This is a genomic window from Arthrobacter sp. 754 (assembly GCF_040548695.1).
GTDB lineage: Bacteria > Actinomycetota > Actinomycetes > Actinomycetales > Micrococcaceae > Arthrobacter.
On the sequence record NZ_JBEPSC010000008.1, the window covers coordinates 82,746 to 99,485 of the forward strand.

Genomic DNA, 16,740 nt, shown 5'->3' on the forward strand with positions numbered 1-16,740 from the left:
AGGATTGCCGCTACAAAAGCAGCCGTGGTTGCCAGGACACGTGAGCTTTTGCAGCGGCCGCAGTTGATGTCTGCCGCAAGCGTGTCCTTGCGGGCGTCAAGTACCACCACTGATCCGACGCTCAGGTGCTGGTCCGTATCGCAATCCGCGCACCACGGAAGACTTCCCCGGGGTTGCAGGGCGCCCCGGGGAAGGTATGAACAGGCTGGGACGTTCATTGGCTAGACCAGGCCCGGATAGCTGGTCAGGATGTAGTCGGCAGCGGCCGGGCCCTTCATGCGCAGGCCGTTCCGTTCGGGGTGGATGCGGTCCTTCATGGCTGCCCAGAAGGCATTCTCGGTCCGGGGCATGCGTTCGTTGATGTAGCACCAGCTGGTGTAGAGGCCGTACAGGGGGTCTTTGTCGAGGGTGAATTCAGCCTCGGTGTCATACGAGGTGGCTTCGGAAAGGAATTTGTCGTACTGGGAATGCGCCATGGAGGGCTCTCTTCCGCGAGGTGCGTTTTGTGGCTGCCATTCGGCTACAGCAGCCGTGCCTGAACGCCTTGCACCGGGCGTTCGGGGGTGTCGACGAGGTCAACAGGGAAACCGGTTTCAATTGCTTCCCTACAATGTAGACTGTAGCCGTAGACTACAGATTCAGCAAGCGTCTTTATTATTTGTTGGCACTGGAGGCAACACCTACACAGGACGGAATTCCATGCCCTCCCCGAACAATCCAGCCACCGACACGCCGGGTCAAAAAGCCCGGCTCAGCAAGGAACTTGTGCTGGCCACGGCCTTGGACCTGGTGGATAGTGCGGGCCTTGACGCGCTCACCATGCGTCGGCTGGGCCAGGAGCTCAACTGCGATCCCATGAGCCTCTACCGGTACGCCGAAAACCGGGCAGCGCTGCTTGACGGTGTCTCGGAGCTGGTCTTCAACGAACTCGAGATATTCCCGCATGATCCGGATTGGAAGGCCCAGCTGCGCCGGATCGCCCATGACCTGCGGTTCCTGGCCCTGCGGCACCCAAACGTTGTCCCGTTGCTCGTGACGCGGCCCCTGTCCACTCCGCTGGGGCTCCGGCCGCTGGGTACGCTGCGGCCGCTGGAGCAGATCCTTACGCTCCTAATCGACGCCGGGTTCCAGCCGGCGGACGCGCTGCACGTCTACCGGGCCTACTACGCCTTCCTGTACGGGCACATCCTCAATGAGCTCCAGGAGTTCATCGTGGACCCGGAGGAAAACGAGGTGCTGCTCCGGCTGGGACTGCACCGGCTGCCGGCCAAGGAGTTCCCGCGGCTCCGCGCGCTTGCGCCTGTCCTGGCTGACTACGACGGCGCAGCGGAGCTGGACCAGGGAATGACCATCCTGCTTTCCGGCCTTGAATCGAACCTTTCGCACCGGGTGCCGCCGGCAGGAGCCTGAGCCGCGTCCGGGGCCTGCCGTTATCCGGCCTGCTATTCGAACGACGCCCGGCGCCGGTCGGACAGCCTGGTGTTCCAGACATCGGGCTTGTTGACCTTGAAGCGGCGGCCGGTCAGTGCGCGGGCGTTCAGACGGATGTAATGGTCCTTGCTCCCGGGCTGCCAGGGCTCGAGTTTGAGTGCATCAACGGCGTCCTTTTCAGCCTGGTCCTCAATCAGCGAAGTGTCACCGCGCACCACCACGCTCCAGGCCTCCTCGGTGTGGGGATCATAGCCGTCGATTTCCAGCGCAGCAGGCCTCTCTGACGAGGCGACCCACAGCTTGGTACCGGCAGAGGTGCGGAACACTACGCTCCTGCGGTCCAGGGCGTAGTTCACCGGAAAGATCTCCGGATGATCGTCCACCACAAGGGCCAGGCGGCCCACGGCGTCGTCCGCGAGCAGTTCCCAGCATTCGTCAAACGTCAGGTTGATGTTCGGCTCCGTGTGCGAGTTCATGCACCAAACCTTACGGCCCGGACTCCCGGCCCAACAGGGCCTGACCAGCTGTTGGCCAAATTCAAGGGCAAATTTCATCCTTCCGGTCATTGGAACCACGCACCTTGCCATCCTGCGGGGGCAGGTACCGTGAAAGCTCCCGGCCTGCCAACAGCCACAGGCCCCGGCGGATGGCGGAGAAGCTCACGTGACTGACAGTAACGCAGGCAGTGGAGGCCTCAATCCGGGCTCGCTGACGCCCGTCATCCCGGGTTTCTTTCCCGACCCCACCATCTGCCGCGTCGGGGATGACTTTTACCTGGCCACATCGAGTTTCGAGTATTTCCCCGGGGCACCCATCTTCCACAGCCGGAACCTGGTCCAATGGGAACAGATCGGAAACATCCTGACCCGCAGAAGCCAGTTCGCGGCCGGAGACAGGCGCCGGTCAGGCGGCATTTTCGGGTCCACACTCCGCCACCACAACGGACAGTTCTGGTTCGTGACCACCAACATGAGCGATTTCGGCGGCGGGCACCTGCTGTTCCACGCCGAGCATCCCGCCGGGCCGTGGAGCGAGCCCGTGCCGATTGCGGGAACACCGGGCATCGATCCGGACATCGCGTGGGACAACGACGGCAACTGCTACCTCACCTGGCTTGGTTTCGGGCCCGGTGAGGGCGGTTCCGGAGTGGTCCAGGCGCGCCTGGATCCGGAGAGCGGCCGCCTGCTCGAAAGCCCGCGCAAGCTCTGGCAGGGCTCGGGCCTTGCCCACCCCGAGGGCCCGCATCTGTACCAGACAGGCCGGTGGTGGTACCTGATGATTGCCGAAGGCGGCACGGAGCGCGGCCACGCGGTGTCCATCAGCCGGAGCACGTCCCCGTCCGGGCCTTTCGAGCCGCACCCGGACAACCCTGTCTTCAGTCACCGCAGCCTGGACACGCCCGTTCAGAACGTGGGACACGCGGACCTCGTGGAAGGCCCCGACGGCGGCTGGGCTGCGGTGCACCTGGGCGTGCGGGTTCGTGGGTCCAGCCCCGGCTACCACGTGCTGGGACGGGAGACTTTCCTTGCCGGCATCACCTGGCAGGACGGCTGGCCACGCTTCGACGAGGAACAGTTCAAGGTCCCGCCGGCCGACACCTCCTTCGGGGATGACTTTTCTTCACCCTTGCTGCACATGAGGTGGGTGTCGCCGGGGAACGATCCGGCCTCGTTCAGCCGGCACATCCCCGGAGCAGGCATCCGCCTCCAGGGCATGGGCGAGCGCGCGGGTGAGGACGCGGGCGAGGACGCCGCGGCAGAACGGGCCCCGATGCTGGCCACGCGGGTGCACGACGAGGCGTGGGCAGCGCGCGCCGTCGTCCGCCCGGTGGAGGGGGCCGCAGAACTGGTGCTCAGGATCGACGATTCGCATTGGTATGCCGTCCAGGTTGACGGTGACACCGTGCGGGCGCTGGCGGGGATTGGGCCGCTCCGGCAGGAAATTGCGACGGCGGGTGGCGCCGCCGTGGGGGCGCCCTTGGAGCTGGAGATCGCCTGCGCCCCGGCACCGCTGGCAGGCCAGCCCGGGAAAAATTTCGGGCCCGACGAGGTGTCGCTCGGGTTCCGTGCGGACGGGCAGTCCACCGTCCTGGCCCGGCTCGACGGCCGCTACCTGTCAACGGAGGTGGCCGGAGGGTTCACCGGGCGGGTCATCGGGGTGTCAGCCAGCGGCGGCAACGCGGTGCTGGAACGCTTCGGGTATTCAGCCGACAGGCTGTAGGGCCAGTCTCACGCAAGATGCTTCAGGAGGGCATCCAGAATCGGAAGCTGGCCCTTGACGAGCTTGGTCCGGGCATCGGGTTCGCTCACCCAGCGGGCGTCGTCCACCTCCGGAAAGTCCTGGATGTTGCCAGACCCCTTGGGCCATTCCAGTGGAAAGGTGTTGCTCACAATCCGTTCCGGCCGGAAATCGGACTCAGCGGCGAACACGGTGATGATTTTCCCCGAAGGCTGCCGGAACTCGCCCAGGGGAATGTAGTCCACCGCCGGCGGCGGCGTGCCGATCTCCTCCGCGAACTCCCGCAGGGCCGCCGGCAGGGGATCCTCCCCGGCGCTGTACTCCCCCTTGGGAATTGACCACGAGTGGGTCGGTTTGCGGGCCCAGAACGGCCCGCCCATGTGGGCTATCCAGACTTCCGGCCCACCTGCTGCACTCCGCCGGTACAACAGTATTCCTGCACTTCGAACAGCCATTTCGTTCCTCCCCGCCAAGGCTATACCTGGGACGGGCAGGTCGGGGACAGCAAAGGAGGCGGGCACCTGGCCGGTGCCCGCCTCCTTTGACTTGACCCTGGGGTCAGCTCAAAGCCCTGCCCGTCAGCTCAGCGTCGCGGTATCGATCACGAAGCGGTACCGCACGTCCGAGGCGAGCACCCGCTCGTAGGCGTCGTTGATCTTGCCGGCCGGGATGACCTCAATCTCGGAACCGATCTTGTGCTGGGCGCAGAAGTCCAGCATCTCCTGGGTCTCGCGGATGCCGCCGATCATGGAACCGGCGAAGGACCGTCGACCCATGATGAGGGCGAACGCGTTCACCGGGAGCGGCTCCGCCGGGGCGCCGACGTTCACCAGGGCGCCGTCGAGCGTCAGCAGCTGCAGGTAGGAGCTGATGTCGATCGAAGCGCTGACCGTGTTAATGATCAGGTCGAAGCTGCCGGCCAGGTCGGCGAAGGTGTTCTCGTCGTTGGTGGCGTAGTAGTGGTCGGCGCCCAGGCGGAGGCCGTCCTCCTGCTTCTTGAGCGACTGGGACAGCACAGTGACCTCGGCGCCCATCGCGTGGGCAAGCTTGACGGCCATGTGCCCCAGTCCGCCCAGGCCGACGACGGCGACTTTCTTGCCGGGGCCGGCGCCCCAGTGGCGCAAGGGGGAGTAGGTGGTGATGCCTGCGCACAGCAGGGGAGCGGCGACGTCGAGTTCGATGCCCTCCGGGATGGTCACCACGAAGTCCTCGGTGACCACGACGTGGGTGGAGTAGCCGCCCTGGGTGATGGTGCCGTCGCGGTCCACTGCGCCGTAGGTGCCCACGTTTCCGGCGAGGCAGTACTGCTCCTCGCCCTTGAGGCAGTTGGCGCATTCGCGGCAGGAATTGACCATGCAGCCGACGCCGACGCGGTCGCCCACCTTGTGCTTGGTCACCTCGGCCCCCACTTCGGTGACGATGCCGGCAATTTCGTGGCCGGGCGAGAGCGGATAGCTCTGGGGTCCCCAGTCGCCGCGGACGGTGTGGATGTCCGAGTGGCAGATGCCGGCGAACTTGATGTCGATGAGCACGTCGTGGGGCCCGACGTCGCGGCGTTCGATGGTGGTGGGGACGAGGTCCCCGGTTGCGGACGGTGCAGCGTAAGCGTTTACGGTAAGCATTCTTCTCCAGTGCTGTTCGAGTAGTTGCGTTGTTCGAGTAGTTGCGGCTGAGGGGGAGGATGCCGGCACATTCCCGGTTGCCACGGCGCGGTCAAAGATTTGCCGGGGCTGGACTTTTCCGCTGAGGATGTCCGGCATGGGTTCTTCGATGCAGGCCCGGCGGGGGCGGCGCCGCGTCAGGGTGATGTTGCGCATCACGGCGCCGGAATCCATGGGCACTTCGGCGTACTGGGCGGCTCCCACCCTACCAATTGCGCCGCCGTCGCCCGAATCAGGGTTCCTCCCCTTGGCCTGCTATCCAGCAAACAGCACTCAAGGGAATTGAGGGAGTGCCTGCTGGTACAGGTATTGGCAGGACCTCCCAAGCGGTCCACGCAGCGCTGGCTACTGAATCCCGGCGTACAGGGCGTTGAGCTCGGCGGTCAGTTGCTTCTGCAGGGCGGGCGTCCCGATCTCCTTGCCGTCGATGTGGTTCACCGGAGCGAGCAGCCTGATGCTGGAAATCAGCCAGACGGCGTCGGCATCCAGCAGGTCCTGCGGTTCGAGCGGGCCGTAGCCCAGCTCCCAGCCGGCCGCTTTGGCAGCTGTGAACAGGGCGCCCTGGGAGGTTCCAGGCAGGATTCCGCTGTCCAGTTGCGGCGTGATCAGGCGGCGGATGGTGCGGGTGCCGCCGGCGCCGTCGTCGGACGTTTCCAGGTGCGCCAGCAGCACGGTGGAGGTGGGACCCTCCAGGACGCGTCCATCCGACGAGGTGAAGATGACATCATCCGCGCCCTGCTTCCGTGCATGGCGGAGGGCGGCCATGTTCACCGCATAGGAGAGTGTTTTGGCGCCGAGCAGCAGCCATGGGGCCCGTTCAGCGACGTCGCTGTCATAGCCGCGGTCCAGCAGAATGACGTCTATGCCCGTCTCACGCTGGCGGCGTCCCGCTGCGCCCACCGGCGAGACCTGGACCCAGCAGGTGGGGGAGTCCGCGCCTTCCACGCCCCGGGTGGCCACCAGCTTGACCACCAGTTCGTCATCGGCGTCAGTGGGAGCCGGATGCTTCGCGCGGTGCTCGGCCACACCTGTTTCGATGGCCGCCCGCCACCGGTCCTGGCCGGGGATCACCAGATCGAGGACCTTCGCCGAGCCGCCAAGCCGGTCCAGATGGGCCTGCAGCTTCCGGACCGCGCCGCCCACCGCCAGCATCGACTCGAACACGCCGTCCCCACGGGTGGCACCCTGGTCCGTGGCCAGCAACTGCGGCCGGGAAGCATCGGCCAACCGGCCGGCCGGAAACTCCGGGTCCAGAAAAACAAGCACCACAGTGGCAGGAGAAGTCATGGCTCCAGCTTAGTCGGGCCCGCCGCCGATAAGCTGGGGTCATTGCCCTGGCCGGAAACCGTCCGCCAGGGCGCCTACTGCGGGGGTTAAATCGAGTGCTGTGGCCAGTTTCGCTTTTGGGTACTGCCCCGGGTTGGGTTGTGGTGCTGCTTGGCGTGGCCGACCTGGTGATCAGGGTCCTGGCCGTTGGCATCATCCCCGGCAACAGGCGTCCCACCACGGCCATGGCCTGGCTGCTGGGCATCTTCTTTGTCCCGTTCGTTGGCCTGATCCTCTTCCTGCTCTTCGGCAACTTCAAGCTCTCCAGCCGCCGGCGCCAGCAGCAGGAGATCGTCAACACCCGGGTGCGCTCAGGCATCTCGGCGCTCGCCGACGTCGAAAGCGACTACCCCGGTCCGGAATGGGTGAAGTCCGCCGGTGAACTCAACCGCCGGCTGGGCTCCCTGCCCATGGTGGACGGCAACTCCGTCAAACTCATCCCCGGCTATCCCGATTCGATCCTGGCCATGACTCAGGCAGTGCGCAAGGCCAAGACGTTCATCAATGCCGAGTTCTACATCATGAGCACGGACCACATCACCAACGATCTGCTGACCGCCCTGGAGGAGGCTGCCGAGCGAGGTGTGGAAGTCCGGGTCCTGTTCGACCACATCGGCACGCTGCGGGTTTCGGGGTACCGCAACCTCCTGAAACGGTTGAAGGCAGGCAAAATCCAGTGGAAGCGGATGCTCCCGCTGCTGCCCACCCAGGGCCAGTGGCGCCGTCCGGACCTCCGCAACCACCGCAAGATCATGGTGATCGACGGCGAAATCGCCTTCACCGGCTCGCAGAACCTGATCGAGCCGTCGTACAACAACAAGCGGCACCGCAAGGCCGGCCGCGAATGGGTGGAGCTGATGGCTTCCCTGCGCGGGCCGATCGTCACCACGCTGAACGTTGTCTTCGCCACCGACTGGCTCAGCGAAACCGACGAGTCACTCGAACACCAGCTGCAACTCCCTGCCAACCCGGAACCCGGCAACGTCACCGCCCAGGTGGTGCCCAGCGGCCCCGGATTCATCACCGAGAACAACCTGCGCCTGTTCAACACCCTGATCTACTCAGCGCAGCACCGGATCTCCATCTGCAGCCCGTACTTCGTGCCCGACGATTCCCTCCTCTACGCCATCACCACCGCCGCCCAGCGTGGCGTGGACGTGGAGCTGTTCGTCTCCGAGAAGGGCGACCAGTTCCTGGTCCACCACGCCCAGCGCTCCTACTACGAGGCGCTGCTGGAGGCCGGCGTCCGGATCTACCTCTACCAGGCGCCTTTTGTGCTGCACGCGAAGCACTTCACCATCGACGACGAGGTGGCCGTCCTGGGCTCGAGCAACATGGACATGAGGTCCTTCTCGCTGAACATGGAGGTCTCGGTGATGCTGCTCGGCGCGGACATCGTCAACAGCATGCGCGCGGTCGAAAACACCTACCGGGACATTTCCAGCGAACTCCTGCTTAAGGACTGGGTGCGGCGCCCGCTGGCTGCCAGGTACGTGGACAACGTGGCGCGGCTGACGGCAACGGTCCAGTAGCAGGCGGGTCAGCCAGCGGGGAACTCCGCGCCCAGTGCGGAGAGCACGCCGTAGGCCTTCACCCGGATCTCGTCGTATTCCTCCTCCGGCACTGAGTCCGCCGTGATGGCGCCGCCGACGCCGAGAGTCAGGAGCGCCGACGGCTCGGCGTTGCTGCTGTTCCCGGTGTCGGTGGTGGTCACCAGGGTGCGGATGGAAACGGCCAGGTCCGTGGCGCCGTTCAGCGAGAAGTAACCGATAGCGCCCGAATACAGCCCGCGAGGCCCTTCTTCCAGCCGGTCCAGGATGGCCATGGTGCTGATCTTCGGGGCGCCGGTCATGGAGCCGGCCGGGAAACATGCGGCCACCGCTTCGGCCCGGGGGGCACCGGGCAGCAGCTGCGCATCGATGGTGCTGACCATCTGGTGCACGGTGGCGTAGCTTTCGATCTCGCACAGCCGGCTGACCGTGACAGTGCCGGGCTCGGCGAAGTGGCTGAGGTCGTTCCGCAGCAGGTCAACAATCATGATGTTCTCGGCGCGGTCCTTCAGCGACGTCGCCAGCTCATCCCGCAACTGCCGGTCACTCTCCAGGTCAGCACCCCGGCGCCGGGTGCCCTTGATCGGTTCGGCGCGCATGCCGCCGTCGGACGTGATCTTCAGGAACCGCTCCGGCGACGTGCTGGCCACCGTCAGCCCCCCGAACCGCAGGTAGCCGGCAAACGGGGCGGGGTTCTTTTGCCGCAGCGCCAGGTACGTGGGCCATGGCCGCGCCGCTTCGGCCGGCACCCGGGCAGTCACGGTAGTGGTGAGGCAGACCTCGTACGAATTCCCCTCGTGGATTTCGTGCTGGGCCGAAGAAATCTTGGACTTGTAGGCCTGTTCGGTGTCGCGGCTGCTGAACGCAATGCCGCCGGGGAGGACGGCACTGCCGGGAAGGACGACGCCGCTGCTGCCGCCCGGGACTGCCGCTGCCGCCACCGCCAGGCGGGCTTCCGCCAGCCACTCATCGGCGTCGGGAGCCTCCAGTGCGAGCAGCCAGGCTGATCCTTCGACGTGGTCCAGGACCACTGCGCGGCCGGCGAAGATCAGGGCCGCGTCAGGCGTTGGTGAGGTGACGTCCGATCCTCCGGTCTCGCGCTTGAGCTCATATCCCAGGCAGCCGAGCCAGCCGAGCGTGAAGTCGCAGGGGTAGCCGTCCGGGGTGCGCAGTGCCCTGCGCCCCCACACGGCATCCAGCCAGCGGAAGAACGGGCCGTGCACCCGGGCCGTTGCGGACCCGGCGGTGATCCGGCTTTCGCCTGAGCGGTGGGTGACCGCCTGGCCGTAGGTTCCGGCGTCGTCCGCGAGGATGCTGAAACGGCTGCGCTCCCTGGCGGGGGACTGGTCGCCGGTGGCGGGGGATGGCCCAGCGGCGGGCACGGCGGCGTTGGAGGAGTCCAGCCAGACGGCGTTGGCGGAGCTGCCGTAGAGCGTCTTGTAAAGCGTCGCGGCGTCCGGCCTGGATTCCAGGCGCTCAGCCCGGAGCTTGTGTCCCCGGCGGGTGGCAAGCTCCGGGATCAGCGCCGGCCCGAGGGCGGGCAGGTAGCTCAGCGCCTGCAGCACGTCCACGGGCGCGGAACCATCGGCTTTGTTGAGTACGCGGATATCAGCGTGGTGGGGGACGTCGTCGTCGGCGAGCCAGTCATCCTCCTGCGCGGCCCACTGGTCCCAGAACGGTTCATACGTTCCGCCGTCGCGGTCCAGGGCCCGCTTCCTGCGCACGTTGTCCGGCGAATCGGCCCAAATGACGGCGCTGAGCAGGGGCCTTGCCTCCTTCGCGGCGGCCCCGACGCCCTCGACTATGACAATTTCGGCTGGGAGGGTGACCCGGGCGTCGCCGTCGTAGTGGTTGGCCCAATCCCAGCTGATCCAGCTGGCCGGTTCGCTGCGGCTCAATGGCGTCAGCACGGTGGTCACATAGCGCTCGATCCCGGCGGTGAGGCCGTTCCAGCCCGGGTAGATGTCCTCGAGGTGGAAGAGCGCCACTTTATGGTGATTCCGCAGCAGCGCGGCCAATTCGATGGCAAGAGTGGTCTTCCCTGCGCCGGACCGCCCGTCAATGGCGATGATCACAGGTGCGGGGGTCATGAAATAGAGCGTACCGCTACCGGATCAGCAGCCGGTGCGGCGCCTCCTGGCGGAGAACCTTGCGGACGTGCTCGACGATGCCGGGGACGGCGCCATGGATCTGCCGCCAGACTGCGTCAAAATCGGCCTGGCCGCCGTACCAGGGATCCTCGATGCCCTGATCCAGGAGGTCACTGCCGATAACCGCGGGGTCGAAGCTGCGGAGCATGCGGACTTTGTTCATGGACTCCGGGTCCGGAGCCGCATCGCGCAGCCAGGCGTAGTGATCCACGTCCAGCGCCAGGATCAGGTCGCGTTCGCGGAACCAGGGCGTCTTCCATTCGCGGGCAACATGGTGTTCGGAGCTGAGATGGGTGATGGCCAGCCTCCGGGCGGCCCGCGGGTCTATAGGCCGCCCTGCCTCGTAACCGGTGGTGCCTGCCGAGTCCACCATCACCTGGCCCTCAAGTCCTTCAGCGACAAAAGCCGCCGTCAGCATCAACTCGGCCATGGGCGACCGGCAGATATTGCCCGTGCATACGGCGATGATGCGGTATGGGCTCGGCGATGAGTTCATGGAGCTAAGCATGAGGGATGGAGGAGGGTCTTGGCTAGCAGCGGTCCGCCGAATCTTACAGAATTGGTCAAGCACTCACAGAGTTCAGTCAAGCGGCGGGCCGGGATGGCTGCGGTCTAGTGGATCAAGGCAAGGAGAATGCCGACTGCCACAAAAAGCACGCCGAAAATCCTGCTGAGGATCTTCTGCCCGCGGGCGTCGTGCGTGAAGCGCTGGAACGACTTGGCGGCCAAGGCGAAAAAGAACCACATGACCAGAATGTCGATCGCCACCACGGTAGCCGTGAGGACAACATATTGAGGCAGGAGCGGCTGCTCCGGGCGGATGAACTGCGGCATGAAGGCGAGGAAGAAAACGATCGCCTTGGGGTTCAGCAGGTTCACCCAGAGGCCGCGCCGGAACATTGACCAGGCTGGCTCGTCTCCCAGCGCAGCGGCCTGCTCCTGGTCCAGATCCGGCTGGCTGAGGAACTGCCGGATACCCAGGTACACCAGATAAGCCGCTCCCGCATAGCGGATCACGTTGAAGGCCACCGGGGAACTCGCCACCAGGACTCCCACACCCAACGCCACGATGACCACATGGACGACAAGGGCGGCCTGCTGACCCAAAATTCCCCAGATCGAGCGCCGGAATCCGGACGTCAGCGAGTTGCTCATCGTGTTGATGGCACCGGCGCCGGGAGTGAAGCTGATCAGGACGCCGGCGCCCGCCAATGCGAGCCAAAGGGAGAATTGCACCAGACAAGTTTAGTGCTGTGCTCAGCAGGCGCTGCACCACGGGATTCCACCGGCTGGAATGCCCGCATTTCCTGCTTGCGGGGCTGGCCGGTTCACTCACATTGGCCGTGCCTTGAATGGACCCAATGGTCCATGGTGCACGGGAGGCCCAGATGGTAGCGGTCAAAGTAGTAGTGCGGACCATTGGACATGTATTCGGTCTCTTCAAGGCCCAAATGCCCGATCATGAGGAATCCGCGCTGGTGGGCACGTGTTCGCAGCTCGTGCGCTTCTTCAAGGATCGGCGAGTCGGCGTCAGGGCACTCCGGCCAGACACCGGCATGGGCGATGGCAAAATACCGCGTCCCGTTCGGATCCAGTTGATCCAGGATGGCTTCGACGTGGGGCTCCAACCGTCCGTCGAATTGGTGACTCACAACCTGAATGTCCGCGAACTGCATGTCGGCGTCCAGCTCAATCACCACGAGCTTGGGCTGGACAATGCCCGTGGGCGCTATCAGCAGCCGGGCAAGCAATTCAAGGTCGAAGCCTGCTTGAATGATCATGCTTCGAGGCTATTCGCGCCCGGCCAGTCCCGTACCCCCATAATCTGGCCATGTGGAAAACGCGCCCCAATCCCGAAGGCATCAGGCCCGGGCGATGACCTCACCGTTCGGAATCAGGAACCAGCCGTCGTCGGTGGACCCCCACCGGTGCCAGCCCGCCGAGATCCGCGCGAGGTCCGCAGGGTTGGCGAAGCCATACTCCAGGGCTTGCTCCGCGAAGGCTGAATGCAGCACCCGTTCGCCCCAGACCCGGGCCTGCCAGCGCCGTTGCTGTCCGGTGGCATAGAGCCAGTTGCTGCTGGAGGGGGCGACATCGGTGAACCCTGCGGCCTGGGCCCAGGAAACCAGGCGGCGGCCGGCGTCGGGCTCTGCCCCGTTGCGGCGGGCAATCCGCTGGTACAGATCCATCCATTCGTCCAATTCGGGAATGGCGGGGTACCAGCTCATGCCGTGGAAATCGGCGTCGCGCACCGCCACAATCCCGCCCGGCTTCGCCACGCGGCGCATCTCGCGGAGCGCTTCAACCGGGTCCGTCAGGTGCTGCAGGACCTGGTGGGCGTGCACGAGGTCGAACGTTTCGTCCTCAAAGTCCAGGTCATAGATGTTGCCGGCCACGAACTCCGCATTGGCCACGCCGCGTTCGGCAGCAAGGGCGGTGGCCTGGGTGATGATATCCGGGGACCTGTCCAGCCCCGTCACCTTGCCGGGGGAAACCAGGACGGCGAAATCGCACGTGATGCTTCCCGGTCCACAGCCGACGTCGAGCACGCTGATGCCCGGCGTGAGGTGCGGAATGACGAAGGCTGCGGAATTCTCGGCGGTCCTGGCAGCGTGGGCGCGGACCACCGACTCGTGGTGGCCGTGCGTGTACACATCGTCGTCTTCAGGCTGCTGCGCACTCATAACCAAACGCTACCGCCGTCGTGGCCTGAATGGGAGGAGCCGCCGCGGGAGTGCCAGCCTAGGTGGGCTGGACGGGTGAGGCGGGCCCGTCGTCGGACGCTTCCTGCCGGGCCGCGATGGTGGCCTCCACCATTGCGGTCATGAAACGCGTCACCGTCTCGAGTTCCTGCTCCGCGAAGGCGGCCATGGCCGTGCCCATGTGGCGCGAGAGCGGCATGAACATGGCGCCCCCGTCCTGGAAGGCTTTGGGGGTCATGCGGAGCTGGACCTGCCGGCGGTCCGAGCCGACCCGCTCGCGGATGACGTGCCCGGACTGGACCAGCCGGTCGATCAGTGCCGTGGTGGCGGGGGAGCTGAGGTGGAGTTCCTTCCGCAGGATGCCCGGAGTGACCACGGTGCCCTTAGCGGAATGCCGCATGATGACCGCGAGCGCGTTGAGGTCGGTGCGGTGCATGTCGTTGCGCGCCCCGGCCGTGTCCACGTAGCGGTTGGCCTCAAGAGTGAAGTCCTGGAGGAGCCGCACCAGGGCCTGGGGGGCACTGTTCTCAGGGCGCTGGAACGCTTCTTCTGCCATGTAAAGCGTTCCTCCTCTAGCTGATTGACCGCCCTGACGGATATTACTGCACGCATTTTCCGGAGGGCTATCACGAGGACTTATCTCCAAGCAGGACTTATCTCCACGGTGGAGATACTCTATGATGGAATCAATTGTATTCCCCCTCACCAAAGCCGAGCCCTGAAGGAATCATGAAATCCTCTCCCCAACATAAAGCGCGGGTTCCGTTCTGGCTGCGCTGGCTCATTCCCGCGGTGCTGGTGCTGGCCTGGCTGGCCATCGCCGGAGTCGGCGGTCCCACGTTCGGGCGGCTCGATGAGGTCTCATCCAACGACCAGGCGTCGTTCCTTCCGGCAGGGGCAGAGGCCACCGCGGCGCAGGACTGGCAAAGCAAATTCCGTGACTCCGACGAGGTCCCGGCGGTCATCGTCATTGAGGGCGACGCTGCCATCGGTCCGTCCGGGCTCCGGGAACTTGCATCGCTGAAGACCGGGATAGAGGGCCTGGGGCTGGGCAGTACCGTGATCGGGCCCATCCCGTCCGAGGACGGGAAGGCCGTGCAGTTCATCGCCCCCATCGATTCCTCGGGCGAGGTGAAGGAGTCCGTGCAGGAACTGCGCGGCTTCCTCGCCGAGGCGGCGCCGGAGGGGATGCAGACCTACGTGACAGGTCCTGCCGGGCTGGCGGCTGACCTGGTAAGTGCTTTCGCCGGGATTGACGGGATCCTGCTCCTGGTTGCGCTCGGTGCCGTCTTCGTGATCCTGCTGATCGTCTACCGTTCACTCCTCCTTCCCATCGCCGTCCTCCTGACTTCGGTGTTTGCCCTGTGCGCCGCGATCCTGCTGGTGTTTGGAATGGCCAAGCTCGGGTGGATCCAGCTCAACGGCCAGAGCCAGGGCATTCTTTCCATCCTGGTGATCGGCGCAGCCACGGACTATGCGCTGCTTTACGTGGCGAGGTTCCGGGAGGCACTGACCCACACCCATAACCGGACCGCAGCCGTGGTGACTGCCTGGAAGGCCTCGTTCGAACCCATTCTGGCGTCGGGCGCCACGGTGATCATCGCCCTGCTGTGCCTGCTCTTCTCCGACCTGAATTCCAACAAAGCGCTCGGCCCGGTGGCCGCCGCCGGCATCCTCTGCTCGCTGTTTGCCGCGCTGACCCTCCTGCCCGCATTGATGGCGCTTCTGGGCCGCGCCGCCTTCTGGCCGTTCGTTCCCAGGCTGGTACCTGCGGACGAGCGCGAACCGGAACTGGTCACCGGCCTGGAAGGACAGAAGGGCCTCTGGCGGGCAACTGGCTCGCTCGTGTCGCGGCGCCCCCGCACCGTGTGGATCGCTTCGGTCCTGCTTCTGCTCGCTGCTTCGGCCGGGGTTCTGCAGCTTAAAGCCAACGGGGTGCCGCAGACCGACGTCATCCTCTCGGCGTCCAACGCCGTGGATGGCCAGGATGCGCTGGCGCGCCATTTCGACGCCGGCAGCGGCAGCCCCGCCGTCGTGGTTGCAGACCAAGGCAAGGCCGACGCGGTGCTGGCCAAGGTCAAGGCGGCCGACGGCGTCGGAGACGCTTATCTGTTGGCGCAGGGGAGCGTTCCCATCACCGGAGCCCCCGGTGCGCCGGTGTCGCCGGATGTCCGCGAAGGCAAGGTAGTGATCAACGCCACCCTGAACTACGCGGCGGACTCGATTGAGGCCGAGGATGCCGTCAAGGTGCTGCGTGAGCAGGTGAAAACAGTCGACGCCGGAGCGCTGGTGGGCGGGGTCACGGCAACGGCCCTGGACACCAACACCACAGCCCAGCGTGACCTGGTGATCATCATCCCCATCGTCCTGGCGGTCATCCTGGTGATCCTGATGCTGCTTTTGCGCTCGGTGCTGGCGCCCGTCCTGCTGGTGCTCTCCGTGGTCCTGTCCTATGGCGCTGCCATGGGCGTCTCGGCCCTGGTCTTCAACAACATCCTGGGCTTCCCGGGCGCTGACGCCACCGTTCCACTGTTCGGCTTCGTCTTCCTGGTTGCCCTCGGCGTGGACTACAACATCTTCCTGATGAGCCGGGTGCGCGAGGAGTCGCTGAAGCACGGCACCCGGCCGGGCATCCTGCGCGGACTGGGTGTGACCGGGGGCGTGATCACCTCGGCCGGAGTGGTGCTGGCTGCCACGTTCGCTGCGCTCAGCATCATCCCCATCATGTTCCTGGTTCAGCTGGCGTTCATCGTGGCCTTCGGCGTGCTGCTTGACACCGTGCTGGTGCGCTCGCTGCTCGTACCAGCCCTCGCCTACGACATCGGACCGCGCATCTGGTGGCCCAGCAAGCCCGGCAAGCCGGAGCTGGACGCGGCCGTCCAGCGGGATGCCGTCGGCAGCCCCGAGACCGACCTGGAGGGCGCCGGCCGCCGCTAGGCCTGCTGCGAGGCCTCTCCGGGCACCCGGCAAAACTGCAACCACGCAAACTTGCATTTGTGCAGTATTTGCAGTTGTGCAAAAATAAATGAATGAACACCGTTGCTTCTCCCGGCCTGAGGGAGCGCCGCAAGGTTGAAACCTGGACCGCGCTCCATGAGGCTGCGGCATCCCTGGCCCAACAGCGCGGCCTGGAGCAGGCCACGGTTGAGGCCATTGCGGACAGTGCCGGCGTATCTGCCCGGACTTTCTTCAACTATTTCCCCTCGAAGGAAGACGCCGTCCTGGGCCTTCGTGAGCCTGTGCTCGATCCTGACGAATCAGCCAAGCTGACCGGCGCGCGGGACCTCCTGGCACAGGCGTCGCTGCTGCTCGTGGCTGTCGCCCGTTCAGCCATCGGGGACACGGACCCTGCCCGGCGGCGCGAGCTGCTGCTGCGGTACCCGGACCTGTTCCAGCGGCATATGGAGTACATCGCCAAGGCCGAGGCCCTGGTCTGCGGGGCCGTCGTCGAGGCGCTGTCCGGTGAGCCTTCCTGGTCCGGCGGCGCCGCAGGATTCAGCCCCGAGGACACGGCGCGGATGATCGTCATGCTTGCCTCAGTGCCCGTCCGCTTCAGGGCAAAATCCCCCGATTTCGACCCCGCCACAGGACTCACCCCCGAGGACCTCGCTCCCGCGGTGGCACTTTTCCACCATCTGCAAAGGAAACTTTCTTGACCAACCACGCAATCCCCACCGAGGGA

General features: G+C 65.6%; 16 protein-coding genes. 5 read left to right on the forward strand and 11 right to left on the reverse strand.

The features are described from left to right. Window positions 1-221: 221 nt before the first annotated feature. Window positions 222-476 carry a hypothetical protein gene (locus ABIA70_RS20100; RefSeq protein ID WP_354149350.1) on the reverse strand — a complete coding sequence of 85 codons (255 nt, stop codon included), beginning with the start codon at window positions 474-476 and terminating at the stop codon, window positions 222-224. A 223-nt stretch (window positions 477-699) separates the two neighbouring features. Here ABIA70_RS20100 and ABIA70_RS20105 point away from each other — a divergent pair, with 223 nt between their 5' ends. Continuing rightward, complete coding sequence (locus tag ABIA70_RS20105) at window positions 700-1,410, forward strand: TetR/AcrR family transcriptional regulator C-terminal domain-containing protein (RefSeq protein ID WP_354149351.1); 711 nt, start codon at window positions 700-702, stop codon at window positions 1,408-1,410. 32 nt (window positions 1,411-1,442) lie between these two features. Here ABIA70_RS20105 and ABIA70_RS20110 read toward each other — a convergent pair whose 3' ends face one another. Further along, the gene (locus tag ABIA70_RS20110; protein ID WP_354149352.1) at window positions 1,443-1,907 is read right to left on the reverse strand and encodes a pyridoxamine 5'-phosphate oxidase family protein; all 465 of its coding nucleotides are present in this window, start codon (window positions 1,905-1,907) and stop codon (window positions 1,443-1,445) included. Between the two features lie 187 nt (window positions 1,908-2,094). Here ABIA70_RS20110 and ABIA70_RS20115 point away from each other — a divergent pair, with 187 nt between their 5' ends. Further along, window positions 2,095-3,651, forward strand: coding sequence for a glycoside hydrolase family 43 protein (locus ABIA70_RS20115; RefSeq protein WP_354149353.1), 1,557 nt, complete (start codon window positions 2,095-2,097; stop codon window positions 3,649-3,651). 8 nt (window positions 3,652-3,659) lie between these two features. On the opposite strand, the gene ABIA70_RS20120 is transcribed toward ABIA70_RS20115, so the two are convergent. The 3 genes from ABIA70_RS20120 to ABIA70_RS20130 all read right to left on the reverse strand — a co-directional run bounded on the left by ABIA70_RS20120 (window position 3,660) and on the right by ABIA70_RS20130 (window position 6,617). Further along, window positions 3,660-4,124: an NUDIX hydrolase gene (locus ABIA70_RS20120; protein ID WP_354149354.1), complete on the reverse strand. Its 465-nt coding sequence runs from the start codon at window positions 4,122-4,124 to the stop codon at window positions 3,660-3,662. 123 nt (window positions 4,125-4,247) lie between these two features. Further along, the gene (locus ABIA70_RS20125) at window positions 4,248-5,291 is read right to left on the reverse strand and encodes an NAD(P)-dependent alcohol dehydrogenase (RefSeq protein ID WP_354149479.1); all 1,044 of its coding nucleotides are present in this window, start codon (window positions 5,289-5,291) and stop codon (window positions 4,248-4,250) included. A gap of 384 nt (window positions 5,292-5,675) precedes the next feature. After that, window positions 5,676-6,617, reverse strand: coding sequence for an aminodeoxychorismate lyase (locus ABIA70_RS20130; protein ID WP_354149355.1), 942 nt, complete (start codon window positions 6,615-6,617; stop codon window positions 5,676-5,678). Window positions 6,618-6,715: 98 nt separating this feature from the next. Here ABIA70_RS20130 and cls point away from each other — a divergent pair, with 98 nt between their 5' ends. Then, window positions 6,716-8,188, forward strand: coding sequence for a cardiolipin synthase (cls, locus tag ABIA70_RS20135; protein WP_354149480.1), 1,473 nt, complete (start codon window positions 6,716-6,718; stop codon window positions 8,186-8,188). An 8-nt stretch (window positions 8,189-8,196) separates the two neighbouring features. Here the strand turns inward: cls and ABIA70_RS20140 are convergent, their stop codons facing one another. From ABIA70_RS20140 to ABIA70_RS20165, 6 genes are all read right to left on the reverse strand, one after another. Continuing rightward, a complete protein-coding gene (locus ABIA70_RS20140; protein ID WP_354149356.1) occupies window positions 8,197-10,296 on the reverse strand; it encodes a chorismate-binding protein in 2,100 nt (699 codons plus the stop codon). A 16-nt stretch (window positions 10,297-10,312) separates the two neighbouring features. Further along, the gene (locus ABIA70_RS20145) at window positions 10,313-10,852 is read right to left on the reverse strand and encodes a low molecular weight protein-tyrosine-phosphatase (RefSeq protein ID WP_354149357.1); all 540 of its coding nucleotides are present in this window, start codon (window positions 10,850-10,852) and stop codon (window positions 10,313-10,315) included. Window positions 10,853-10,968: 116 nt separating this feature from the next. Then, window positions 10,969-11,592, reverse strand: a complete 624-nt coding sequence (locus ABIA70_RS20150; RefSeq protein ID WP_354149358.1) for a LysE family transporter — start codon at window positions 11,590-11,592, stop codon at window positions 10,969-10,971. A 92-nt stretch (window positions 11,593-11,684) separates the two neighbouring features. Beyond that, window positions 11,685-12,137, reverse strand: a complete 453-nt coding sequence (locus ABIA70_RS20155; RefSeq protein WP_354149359.1) for a hypothetical protein — start codon at window positions 12,135-12,137, stop codon at window positions 11,685-11,687. 81 nt (window positions 12,138-12,218) lie between these two features. Then, window positions 12,219-13,040, reverse strand: coding sequence for a methyltransferase domain-containing protein (locus ABIA70_RS20160; protein ID WP_354149360.1), 822 nt, complete (start codon window positions 13,038-13,040; stop codon window positions 12,219-12,221). Between the two features lie 58 nt (window positions 13,041-13,098). Then, window positions 13,099-13,614, reverse strand: coding sequence for a MarR family winged helix-turn-helix transcriptional regulator (locus ABIA70_RS20165; protein ID WP_354149361.1), 516 nt, complete (start codon window positions 13,612-13,614; stop codon window positions 13,099-13,101). A 173-nt stretch (window positions 13,615-13,787) separates the two neighbouring features. Here ABIA70_RS20165 and ABIA70_RS20170 point away from each other — a divergent pair, with 173 nt between their 5' ends. Together ABIA70_RS20170 and ABIA70_RS20175 are read left to right on the forward strand one after the other, a co-directional pair. Continuing rightward, window positions 13,788-15,995, forward strand: coding sequence for an MMPL family transporter (locus ABIA70_RS20170; protein ID WP_354149362.1), 2,208 nt, complete (start codon window positions 13,788-13,790; stop codon window positions 15,993-15,995). A 92-nt stretch (window positions 15,996-16,087) separates the two neighbouring features. Beyond that, window positions 16,088-16,714: a TetR family transcriptional regulator gene (locus ABIA70_RS20175; protein WP_354149363.1), complete on the forward strand. Its 627-nt coding sequence runs from the start codon at window positions 16,088-16,090 to the stop codon at window positions 16,712-16,714. Window positions 16,715-16,740 lie beyond the last annotated feature (26 nt).

Excerpts from the sequence above, each read along its gene's own strand:
- ABIA70_RS20120 (WP_354149354.1), bottom strand. The coding sequence starts at position 4,124 with ATGGCTGTTCGAAGTGCAGGAATACTGTTGTACCGGCGGAGTGCAGCA.
- ABIA70_RS20125 (WP_354149479.1), bottom strand. The coding sequence starts at position 5,291 with ATGCTTACCGTAAACGCTTACGCTGCACCGTCCGCAACCGGGGACCTC.
- ABIA70_RS20165 (WP_354149361.1), bottom strand. The coding sequence starts at position 13,614 with ATGGCAGAAGAAGCGTTCCAGCGCCCTGAGAACAGTGCCCCCCAGGCC.
- ABIA70_RS20110 (WP_354149352.1), bottom strand. The coding sequence starts at position 1,907 with ATGAACTCGCACACGGAGCCGAACATCAACCTGACGTTTGACGAATGC.
- ABIA70_RS20100 (WP_354149350.1), bottom strand. The coding sequence starts at position 476 with ATGGCGCATTCCCAGTACGACAAATTCCTTTCCGAAGCCACCTCGTAT.
- ABIA70_RS20105 (WP_354149351.1), top strand. The coding sequence starts at position 700 with ATGCCCTCCCCGAACAATCCAGCCACCGACACGCCGGGTCAAAAAGCC.
- ABIA70_RS20170 (WP_354149362.1), top strand. The coding sequence starts at position 13,788 with ATGAAATCCTCTCCCCAACATAAAGCGCGGGTTCCGTTCTGGCTGCGC.
- ABIA70_RS20175 (WP_354149363.1), top strand. The coding sequence starts at position 16,088 with ATGAACACCGTTGCTTCTCCCGGCCTGAGGGAGCGCCGCAAGGTTGAA.
- ABIA70_RS20145 (WP_354149357.1), bottom strand. The coding sequence starts at position 10,852 with ATGAACTCATCGCCGAGCCCATACCGCATCATCGCCGTATGCACGGGC.
- ABIA70_RS20130 (WP_354149355.1), bottom strand. The coding sequence starts at position 6,617 with ATGACTTCTCCTGCCACTGTGGTGCTTGTTTTTCTGGACCCGGAGTTT.
- ABIA70_RS20160 (WP_354149360.1), bottom strand. The coding sequence starts at position 13,040 with ATGAGTGCGCAGCAGCCTGAAGACGACGATGTGTACACGCACGGCCAC.
- ABIA70_RS20140 (WP_354149356.1), bottom strand. The coding sequence starts at position 10,296 with ATGACCCCCGCACCTGTGATCATCGCCATTGACGGGCGGTCCGGCGCA.
- ABIA70_RS20155 (WP_354149359.1), bottom strand. The coding sequence starts at position 12,137 with ATGATCATTCAAGCAGGCTTCGACCTTGAATTGCTTGCCCGGCTGCTG.